We start from the raw sequence: 9050 nt of genomic DNA, 5'->3' as shown, positions 1-9050 counted from the left end.
ACTGCCCAGCGTCGAGGTCCCCTCGCTGGTCGTCGTCCCGGTACTCTTTGATGCCCTTGTAGTAAGTCCGCACGTTCTGGTGACTGAGGCCTTCGATGGGCATGCCCAGGGCATCCCCAACGGCAGTACCGAGAAGCGCACCGAGAACGCGGTCCAGGGACAGGAACATAAGGGAAGTTGGAACGAGAAGGGGACGGATGCTTCCACAGGATAGGGTATCCAAGACCGATTCCCGGGGGCTCGCTCCCGAATTGTTAGATCTTCACGTCCGCCCCTCCGAGCCCGCGTGCAGGCGGTTCTGCTCCGGAACCTCCTCTTCTTCGCCGCCGCCACTGTGCTCGGGCGCTCGTTCGTGACGGTGCGGGAGGAAAACACGATCCTGCTGCTACGCCTTCGCACGCGGGTGACCTTGAGGTCCGCCAAGAAGCTTCTGTTTCCAAACAGGAAAACTGTCGCGCGGGTGCCTCGCGACTCGCCCACCACGAAAAACGTACATGCCGATAGAGGCGTGGACCAGGGGGCTGCGAGTTTATCCCTCCAGCTTCTCAATGGACCGAAGATTGAAGTAATACGCTACCCCGACAGAAAGTCCGGCGGCTCTTCTACGGTGCCCGTAGCCCTCACAAGGAGTCCTTCTTCCTTGACCTCGGAGGGAACATTCTGCCGGGGAACGTAGGTGGCGGTGTTTGCCTCGATGGTCCACACGGAACTCCGGTTGGGAACTTGCTGGAGCATCATGGTACCCTGGACCTTAAGGTAGCGGTCAATCTGGGGCTCTCCCTGCCACCCGACCAGTCCACAGCCCACGCCTATCAAGAGGAGAACGACAAACGAAAGTAGTCCCTTCGGCGTGCCAGTGCGAGGATTCGAGCCAATCGGAGAGGCTTCTCCCTTCTGCAGAGCGGATCAGCTCACGCACGAGGGACTGACCGACAGGAGACACGATTGAAATGGGTGCATTTCAGTCCATCGTCCGGCTTCGCTTGCCACGTCGTCGCGCTAGAGTTCAAATCGGAGGCTTACGGTGCCCGTAAATGTTCTTTGCTTCATGGAGAATTGCTGTGCAGCGTCCACGTCAAGAAACCCGAAGTGATAGCGGCCGTCGATCGCGATTTCGCTCACGGGAGAGGGAACCGGAATCGCAATCTCTCCTCCGAGGACAGCCTCGACATCGAAGGGCCGGAACCGCTCTTTGGCTGGCTGTTGAGCTTGGATGTCTGGTCGGGATTTCTGCCCATTTATTGCTGCGGTGCGGATGAAGTCAAACGCCGGTCCGGCGAACGCGCGAATCTTAACAGCCTCGATGGGGGCAGTCAGCTTGGCGAGAAGCGGAAAGTGGTAGTAGTCCAGTCGAATGTCGTCGCCTTCAAAATCAACAGCGTCGGGGCGGTTTGGTGCAGAGGCCGTCACCCCATTTGCCCCCTTCCGCGAATGGAGGACGCCAAATTCCCCAGAGAAAACTTCGTTGAAGTTATACGTGAAAGACACGCCTGCAGCGTATCCTTGCCGGGAATTGGCCGTCACGTTGCCGAATGAGGACTGGTTGAGCCCCCCTGAGAACCCGATGTAAAAGGCCCCTGGTGCCTCTTGGGCTCGAGCCTCTTTCATTGGAGCAAGCGAGAAAGCCACTAATGCAAGCACAGAGAATGCCGTGAATAGTATCTGTCTTGGGTGATCCATGCCATTGATCAGGTGATGAAAAAACATTCCGTGCGGGTCTGACTGGGAGTAGCAATATCCGATTTCAGGAGAAACGAGGGAACCTTGCCGGGCCTTCCGACAGAATTCTCCTTGCACCTGAAACGAAAGGCTGGGGAAATCTGAAGGGAAGCAATCCTCTCCGGAGTCCCACCTGTGTTCAGTGGGGCAGGTAAGAACAGAACGGGAGGAACCGGCCCTCCCCCTGCCGTCAATTCTCGTTCAGTCCCCGGATGGTGAGGGTATGGGTCCTCAAGTTCGTCGCAGGAGTAATGTTGTCTCCCTGGTTCGTGTCCTGCAGGGACAGAAACAACACGTAATTGCTGTTTCCGTCGTCTTGATCATTGTTCTTCACCGTAATGTCCACCTCAGTTGTGCTGGAGTTTGCAGGGATAGAGGCAGATGAGGATGGGAGGGTGAAGTGTGTTCCCGACTGGGCAGAAGAAGAGTCATCCGCCGCAAAGGACACCGGAACGCTCGAACTCTGCTGAGGACCAATCAGGTTGATGTTTACAGTAACTGTAGTATCGCCGTTCACAGGCTCGTCGACCGTCCGGGTGAGGGGTTGAAATTCGAGCTTTGGATTCCCCTGATAGGACCGGTTTCGCCGCTCAAACAGATCACATGCAGTCACGAAGAGTCCCAAAACCGCCAAGACGAGGAAGTAACGTAGTAGTCTCATAGGTTGTATGCGTTCAGCTGGGCTAAATCCGAAAGTGAAACCTCTTTCCGCGAGGTGAGACCTAGTATCCCGGATTCTGCGTCAACGGTCCATTGACCTCGACCGCTCCGGCGGGGAAGTCATCCAGGATCCGGTTGTCGTTAAACGGAACGACAGTGCCCGGGAAGTTCGGGACGTGATCCTTCGGGATGTCGCGCCCGAGGCGCTTGAGGTCGAAGAAGCGATGTCCCTCCGCCACGAGCTCGCGGCGCCGCTCGGCCAGGATCTCGTTCATCGCCGAGTCCATGTTGTAGTTAACGGGATCGAGCATGCTGGCATTCCGCTTCGCACGGAGATCGTTAAGCCGAGCGATCGCCGCGGACGGGCCCGTGGTGTGCAGTCGGGCCTCTGCCTGAATCAGGTACATCTCGGCGATGCGGGTAATGGGGTAGTCGTCCGCGTAATCCGCCACGCCTCTTTCTGTCTGATACTTCTGTAGTTCAAACCCTTTGTTGTTTCGCGCCATACAGTCTTCGACTACGTTTTCGCCCTCATCCTCTGCAATGCACTTTCCGTACCAATGATCGAGCCGCGCGTCGTTCGATCCATATAGATTGAGCAGTTCCTGAGTGGGAACCTGGGCAAGAAACCCGAGCGAGGTATACACGGACGGGGCATCATTGATTGCGTCGACGGCGGCCAATGGGTCCGTTTCTATCTCAAAGATCGCCTCCGGATTGTCGCCGGTCGTCTCGTCGAAGATGGCCTCCAACTGGGAGGGCTCTGCGAGGCTTGACCCGAACCGTGAACTCGCGAGATCAATCGCGTTCTGAGCGCGCGTGTCAGCGGCTTCCCAGTTGCGCTGATACAGCTGTACCCGGGCGAGAATCGCTTCGGCCGCCGCCTGGGAAGCGAAGTATCGAGTTTTCGTGCGCACGTCGCTGTTCAGATTCGAAAACAGCGATATGGCCTGCTTGAGGTCGCTTATGATCTGGTTGTACACCTCCCGAACGGAGGCCCGAGCTTTCTCCGTCGCATCCTGGGGACTGAGAGTTGGTTTCGTGCGAATGATGATGCCCTTACTCCAGTCTGACCCAGGCCCCGACTGCGGCTGGACCAGCCCATCCCCCGAGTTCGGCCCGGCCGGGTCGTACCCGAAGACGCGCACGAGGTAGTGCATGCTTAGTGCCCGGATGAAATACCCTTCTGCCTGGAACTTCTTCCGGGTCTGGGAGGGAAGAGCATCCTCCTTAATGCCCTTGATTAGAAGGTTCGCATCGTTGATCGCTCCGTACATAACGTCCCGAATGAGTGTGCCGAGGCCAGCCCCCTCGTTGAAGCGATTTAGTCCCGCAAAACGACCCGCTCCCGGGCGAAAAACGAGGTTGTCCGCCAGGGAGGCGGGACCGACCATCATGAACGTCCCGCTGTTTGCGGGCCCTCCAGGTCCGTGAAACCGATCATACATGCTGTTTCGAACCCCCCGGATGGCGTCGGGATTCGTGAGGGCCGTCTGCTGGGAGACCCTGGTGCTCGGCTGTGGTTTATTAAGGATCGTATCACATCCGGCGAGAGCGGTGAGAAGGAAAATCGCGATTGTCGTGTTAACAAGTATTCTCATAGGTTGGTACACTCAGTTGAAGCTACGTACAGAAAGGAAGGGGGGAGCCGTGCCGGCGGTCAAAATACCGGCACGGCTCCGGCCGAAGCGCAAGAACGACTAGAGGCCAATGTCAACGCCGATGTTGAATTGCTGCTCAACGGGGTAGCTGGCCACGTCTTCCGATCCGGCAATCGTGGGATCGATGTTAATGCCATCCAGCGGAGAGACGTGCCAGAGATTCAATCCGCGAACGTAGATTCTCGCACTCCTCAGGCCAACCTTGTCCAGCAGGCCTGAGGGCAGACGGTAATCAAGGCTGATGTTTTTCAACCGAACGTAGTTCCCCTTGAACAGCCAGAACGTTGAGGTCACAGTCCCTGTGTAGTCGGGGCTTTCCGCGTTCGGATAACTTCCAAACGGAACAGCCTTCGGGTACGCCGCAACGTCCCCCGGTTTCTTCCACCGGTCATCGGCGATGAGTTCGAGGGCCTGCGTGTATCCGGCATTACTCGCAGCGGACCGTGCCGCCGGCCAGACCTTTGCCCCAAAGCTGTAATCAAAGGACACGCCCAGTGACAGCCCCCCGTAACTAAACCGTGTCCCGATGCCGCCAACGAAATCCTCCTCGGCCGAATCGAAGAATTTCCGGTCGGCTTCTCTCGGATTGTACGTGAGATTTCCGTTCTTGTCATAGTACATCGGGCGGCCGGTAGCGGGATTTGCACCGGCGTAATCGTAGACCTTCCAAGCATCCAGACGACGCCCTATCCTAATAGGTGTCTCGTTTGCGGGCTGCAGTTCCTTGACACCCGGTGTGAGCTCTTTCACAGTGTTGTCTCTCACGGAGACATTGAACCGGGTCGACCAGCTGAACTTCTCGGTCTGGACGTTGACCGTCTCGATCTCGAACTCAAATCCCCGATTCTGCAACTCGCCGATGTTCTCCGTGATCGAATTGTATCCACTACTCGGAGGGAGGGGCTGGTTCAGCAGAAGCTGAGTGCTTCTCGAACGGTAAACATTCATGTTTCCACTAACCCGGCCACCCCAGAATGAGTAGTCAAGACCGAGATTGATCTCCCGTTCCTCCTCCCAGCTCAGCTGCGGATTGGCCAGTTGGCCGGGTCGAAATCCGGTACCTCCTACGTACGGCCCTACAGTGTTGAAGAGTCCCCGGGCAGCAAAGTTTCCAATCTGCGTGTTCCCGGTCACTCCGTAGCTGGCCCGAAGCTTCAGGTTTTCGACAAAGCCCACGTTGAAGAAGCTTTCTTCGGAGATTCGCCAGCCGGCGGACACGGCGGGAAATACTCCCCATCGATTTTTTGCTCCAAACCGGGACGAGCCGTCGAATCGGAGGGTCGCCGAGGCAAAGTAGCGACCATTGTAGTCGTAGTTTACCCGTCCGAAGTACGACAGAATCCGAAATTCTGAGCTCTCGCCCCCGTAGTTCGTGTTGTTGGGAGCCCCATCCGCCACACTGATGAAGCGGTTTCCAAACCCAGCAAAAGAGGCCCGTGTCCGTTCCCGAAACTCCCGCCGGTACTCGCTCCCCAAAAGCGCATCGACGTTGTGTCCACCCGCAAACGTATTGCTGGCATTCAGTGTGAGGTTTGCCGTGAGGTTCGTAATGTCTTCGAAGCTGCGCTGCAAGACGCCGTCGTCCGCTCGCGCCTCGACGGGCGTCGCGCGCCTGGTCCCCTCATTGCTCTGATAATCGAGCCCAAATGTCCCATTGAGGGTGAGCCACGGATACAAGGAAACCCTCGGTTGGGCGCTCGCAACAATCTGGGTGGTGTTTGTGAACTGGTCCTTCTCGTTGAACTCCACGGCAAAGTTGTTCCCGAGCCCGAAGAATGTATCGGGGTTATAGCTCCCGTCATCCTGATACGGCGGTGCGATCGGAGGATCTCCTTGCGTCGCCCAGTAGAAGGGACCCTCGACCCAGAAGTTGTCCTGAGCAATGTCGGCGTTGTTCTGGTCCATGACCCGAACCTTCGTGTCGAGGTTGATCGCGTCCGACACTTGCTGGTTGATGTTCAGGCGCAGGCTGCGCTGTTGAAACTCAACCCTCTTGACCGCAGCCTCGGTATCCGTCCAGTTCCCCGTAATGTAGTACTGGGTGTTCTGATCGCCTCCGTTTGCCGTAAAGCTAGTGCTCCTGTGCCGCCCCACTCGGTAGGAAAAATCCTGCCAACTAAAGTTTGGGAGATTGCTGAGCTTCGTGTCAGGAGAATACCCATAAAAGGGAAGGACAGCATTCCGAAATCCCGACTCCCCAAACGCATCAATGTGGTATTGAACCCATTCATCCCTTTCCATCACGTCGACCCGATTGGCCTGGAAGCGAGCCCCTCCCTCAAAGCTGACCGTAACTTGGGTCTCGCCCTGAGTGCCGTCCTTTGTTTCAATCAACACTACGCCATTGGACGCCTGTGCCCCATAGATTGCGGCCGCCGCCGCGTCCTTCAGAACCCGGATGGATTCGATATTTCGGGGGTCGATCACGCTCAGTGGTGATTTCCTCGTCGTCGGGATGTCGTCCTCGACCTGTCTTTGTCCCCCAGAAAAGCTCATTTGCACGCCATCCACGATGTAGAGCGGCTGATCCCCAGCGTTGATCGATCCTTGTCCTCGAATATTGATATTAAATCCGCCGCCGGGCTGGCCACTCGTCCGTTGCAGTGATACGCCAGATATTCTGCCCTGCAGGAGCTCATTTGCATTCTGGACCGGGACTTCATTTACATTTTCGGCGCTGAGATTCGACACCGATCCGGTAAGCTCTGCCGCAGTCTGCTGCTGGCCGTAGCCCGTTACGACTACCTCCTGAAGGCCTACGGTTCCGGGCTGCAGCTCTATGTTCTGGGTAACGGTTTCGCCCGCGCCAACTGTTACCTCCGTGGAGAAATCCTGATATCCCACAAAGGAAGCGCGCAGGGTGTACGTCCCGACCGGCACGTCCTCGATCGTGAATTGTCCGTCCGCGCCTGTTGCTGCACCGCGGTTGAGCTCCGCCAGTGCGACATTGACCCCCGGAAGCGTATTTCCGGATTGCGCGTCGGTCACTTTTCCGGTGATGGTTCCTGTCTGAGCCTGCGCGAGCCCTGGAAGCAAGAACAGGGCCAGGAGCCCATAAAGAAAACGTGTAACAGTAGAGTTCATGGCGCAACTCGGTTGATCCAACGAACGACGATGGTTCGACGCAACGATCTCGACCTCACCGCTGACCCAGACGACATGGTGAAAGCCGTCTCTCTATGAAGACAGCGTGGAGCGTCCAGTGCGCAAGAAATACTAAGCCCTAGGATGCAGACTGTAAAATTCCACACTTACAAGTTAACTGATTCTTCAACTATTGAGCTCGGGGACGGTCCCTCAAGCGTTGAGTGTGCTGGTTCCGTGCTCTTCACCGTCCCGTGCCGTCTCTGAGGACTGTACGATTTTGGCATCTTCCTCCCTTCCTACTTGCCACCTCTTGGGAAGCGAGGCGCTCTGCTTTTCTGAGACGCCCTCCCGTACACGGAGCAACATTACGGGGTCTTCTCTCACACATTTATCTCTGCAACGATCCACCTGTGTTTCCTGTGTGCCCTGTGTCCCGTGGACGATGCCTGCGTCTGAGAGACGATTTCTTCCTCTGTTCCGTCGCAGCACCCACCAACATCTCCCCCTGGCACCTTATACGGCCTTTCAGGTCAGGGGCGCAGCCGATTGGCATGTGGACGTCCGCTCCGCCGACGAACTCGCAGCGGCATTTTGTATCCCGACCTCATCGAGCAGGCCGTCGACGCAGGCGTTTCGGAAATCGAACGCTACGTCGGCATTCCCTCAACCATCAGGGGGCCTTTGGCAGAACCTTCAGTTCTTCTTTGCCCATTTCGAGCGGGCCCGAACCCAATGAGTATTTATGTCTTTAAGTCATCCTTTTGTGTCCCGAATCCTCCTTCCGTCCGGGATCCGCCTATGTTTCGTTCATCGTGCTCGCCTCGACAGGGATGGGAGCGTTCTGCCCGACAGAGCGCCCCTGTTCGCCCCCGAGAGGATTCGATGCCCACGCGCCTGACGTCCCGAAATCGGCAGACAGGAGTGGCCCCGGTCAGGCATCCTCTACGCACCGGATGAACGTCGTCTAACTCATTTCCCGTAGCACCGACTTGCACCATGACACTGCGAACCTTCTGGGTATGTGCTCTTCTCGCGAGTTTGGTCCTCGCCGGATGCACAGGGGGTGCCACGACGGTCGCTTCGTACGATTCTGAGAACAACCAGATGCGATACGAAACGGGTCCCTTTACCGTGTCACAGAGCTCAGGGGGCAGTTATGGGAGCTCTTCGACCATCGACATGCGAGTCGTTGCACAGTGTGAGGGTCGGAACTGCACACCCGATGCCGCCAAGCTCGTTTTCAGCGTGAGAGGGGGCCAAGAACTGGGCTTGTCAGGGGTGAACGGGCAGATCACGGCCGACGGGTCGGTGTTCGACTGGAGCAGCGCCTCGGCCAAGGCCAACCTGCCCGGCACGGTTGCAGATAACGAAGTCAACCGGGTACTCGGAACGTTTGCCACTGTTGAGATCGGAATTGACAAGCTTCGACAGATCGCAACCGCCTCATCCCTGAAGGGCTCGATTGGCGGAATGCCTCTCCGGCTCGACTCCGCGGTGCAATCAGGCCTTTTGGCGTTCTTGGAAAAAATCGACCAGGCAGGCCCGTCCAGCAGTGGAAATTAAGACGCCGCGTCTGATTCGAACGGGTTATAGGAGCAATTTCAGACGGGGGATTGGAGGACTACTAATTCACTGTCGCCTTATCCTCGGTGCCGCTATTAATCCTTCAGGAGCGCGTCCCAGAAGGCTTGCACCTCCATCTGGAGCTCGTCCCGAGCCTACAGCCCGTTCCACCACTCGGCCGGGAACGCATCCCATCTGTGCAGGGCCCCATCGTCACCCCGGTCGTATCGGCGCGACGCTGGCGAGGCCGCAGGTGCCGCGCAGGTCAAGCGGGATGTCAACGAGTTGATCTGCGAGGACCCGGACGAGGGCAAATCTCATCTGCGTGTCGTCCGTCCACTGCCCAGCGTCGAGGTCCCC

General features: G+C 57.4%; 7 protein-coding genes. 1 reads left to right on the top strand and 6 read right to left on the bottom strand.

Translation table 11 applies throughout. The annotated features are described in order from the left end of the window. The 6 genes from ABEL04_RS13270 to ABEL04_RS13245 all read right to left on the bottom strand — a co-directional run. On the bottom strand, window positions 1-169 hold a 169-nt coding region (locus ABEL04_RS13270; protein ID WP_375802873.1), incomplete at its 3' end, for an ADP-ribosylglycohydrolase family protein. Window positions 170-573: 404 nt separating this feature from the next. Beyond that, on the bottom strand, window positions 574-735 hold the full coding sequence (locus ABEL04_RS13265; RefSeq protein ID WP_375802872.1) for a hypothetical protein: 162 nt from the start codon (window positions 733-735) through the stop codon (window positions 574-576). 264 nt (window positions 736-999) lie between these two features. After that, complete coding sequence (locus ABEL04_RS13260; RefSeq protein WP_375802871.1) at window positions 1000-1680, bottom strand: porin family protein; 681 nt, start codon at window positions 1678-1680, stop codon at window positions 1000-1002. A 229-nt stretch (window positions 1681-1909) separates the two neighbouring features. Further along, window positions 1910-2380, bottom strand: coding sequence for a DUF1735 domain-containing protein (locus ABEL04_RS13255; RefSeq protein ID WP_375802870.1), 471 nt, complete (start codon window positions 2378-2380; stop codon window positions 1910-1912). A gap of 61 nt (window positions 2381-2441) precedes the next feature. Then, on the bottom strand, window positions 2442-3980 hold the full coding sequence (locus ABEL04_RS13250; RefSeq protein ID WP_375802869.1) for a RagB/SusD family nutrient uptake outer membrane protein: 1539 nt from the start codon (window positions 3978-3980) through the stop codon (window positions 2442-2444). A 99-nt stretch (window positions 3981-4079) separates the two neighbouring features. Continuing rightward, a complete protein-coding gene (locus ABEL04_RS13245; protein WP_375802868.1) occupies window positions 4080-7124 on the bottom strand; it encodes a SusC/RagA family TonB-linked outer membrane protein in 3045 nt (1014 codons plus the stop codon). A 1107-nt stretch (window positions 7125-8231) separates the two neighbouring features. On the opposite strand from ABEL04_RS13245, the gene ABEL04_RS13240 reads away from it, so the two are divergent. After that, complete coding sequence (locus ABEL04_RS13240; protein ID WP_375802867.1) at window positions 8232-8690, top strand: hypothetical protein; 459 nt, start codon at window positions 8232-8234, stop codon at window positions 8688-8690. The last annotated feature ends 360 nt before the right edge of the window (window positions 8691-9050 follow it).

The organism is Salinibacter sp., assembly GCF_042218895.1.
GTDB lineage: Bacteria > Bacteroidota > Rhodothermia > Rhodothermales > Salinibacteraceae > Salinibacter.
The sequence above is the reverse complement of the archived record's forward strand: the minus strand, read 5'-3'. Positions and strand labels throughout refer to the sequence as shown.

What these genes read in the sequence shown, in the direction of transcription:
- ABEL04_RS13265 (WP_375802872.1), bottom strand. Translation starts at nt 735, where the DNA reads ATGCTCCAGCAAGTTCCCAACCGGAGTTCCGTGTGGACCATCGAGGCA.
- ABEL04_RS13260 (WP_375802871.1), bottom strand. Translation starts at nt 1,680, where the DNA reads ATGGATCACCCAAGACAGATACTATTCACGGCATTCTCTGTGCTTGCA.
- ABEL04_RS13255 (WP_375802870.1), bottom strand. Translation starts at nt 2,380, where the DNA reads ATGAGACTACTACGTTACTTCCTCGTCTTGGCGGTTTTGGGACTCTTC.
- ABEL04_RS13250 (WP_375802869.1), bottom strand. Translation starts at nt 3,980, where the DNA reads ATGAGAATACTTGTTAACACGACAATCGCGATTTTCCTTCTCACCGCT.
- ABEL04_RS13245 (WP_375802868.1), bottom strand. Translation starts at nt 7,124, where the DNA reads ATGAACTCTACTGTTACACGTTTTCTTTATGGGCTCCTGGCCCTGTTC.
- ABEL04_RS13240 (WP_375802867.1), top strand. Translation starts at nt 8,232, where the DNA reads ATGCGATACGAAACGGGTCCCTTTACCGTGTCACAGAGCTCAGGGGGC.